The organism is Rhodobacter sp. P2_H5 (genome assembly GCF_056403335.1).
The window spans coordinates 1-753 of the sequence record NZ_JBFUFS010000110.1 but is presented as its reverse complement, the minus strand read 5'-3'; the positions used below and the strand labels follow the sequence as shown (position 1 = coordinate 753).

2 protein-coding genes are annotated in these 753 nt (G+C 66.9%); both read right to left on the bottom strand.

The window, feature by feature from the left end:
- Positions 1–150 (bottom strand): NnrS family protein (locus AC1DVR_RS23790; RefSeq protein ID WP_478003093.1); only part of this gene is annotated, 150 nt, incomplete at its 3' end.
- On the bottom strand, positions 147–753 hold a 607-nt coding region (locus AC1DVR_RS23785; protein ID WP_478003092.1), incomplete at its 5' end, for a 5-formyltetrahydrofolate cyclo-ligase. The genes AC1DVR_RS23790 and AC1DVR_RS23785, both read right to left, overlap by 4 nt.

Below are 753 nucleotides of genomic sequence, written 5' to 3'. Positions count from 1 at the left end.
CGCGACGACAGCATGGCCCGACAGCATCAAGACCCAGAGCACCATCGCCAGCGCGGCCCAGGCAGCCCCCAACAGGAAGAAGGGGCGAAAGCCATAGCTCAGGATCGCGGGTCCGGTCCAGGCGCGCATTTGTTCGGCGGAGGTGGTCATGTCTGCTCTTTCGGGATGTGAAGGCCGGTTTCGGTCACGATGACCTGCATGGGAATGTCATGCGGTTGCGGAAAGATCGTGGAGACGCGGGCGGCATCAAGGCCCACGCCAATCGCATGGGGGAGGGGTGACAGAGCGGCCAGAGTCCGGTCAAAAGAGCCGCCGCCGTAGCCAAGCCGGTAGCCCTGCGCGTCCCAGCCTACGACAGGGGCGAGGGTGATGTCGGGCGTTACCTCTGGCCCTTCGGCTGGGATCGGAATGTTCCAGAACCCGCGTTCCATCCGTGTCTCAGGGGCCCAGGGGCGAAAGATCAGGGGCGCGCCTTGCGCCATGACGACGGGGAGAGCAGCCCGCGCCCCGCGTGCCGCAAGGCCCGCCAGCCAGCTGCGCAGGTTCAGTTCGGCCTTGATCGGCCACCAGGCGGAAATCGTCAGCCCCCGCAATGACCCGAACCGCTCCGCCAGCACCCGGTCCAGATGGTCCGCGATGGCATGCGATGCGAGATGGCGCGTTTCCACCGGCATCGCGGCACGCTCCGCCAGCAACCGCTGGCGTTCTGCCTTGCGCCAGACCGCCACGTCATGGGCCTGCTCGGGGTCAACA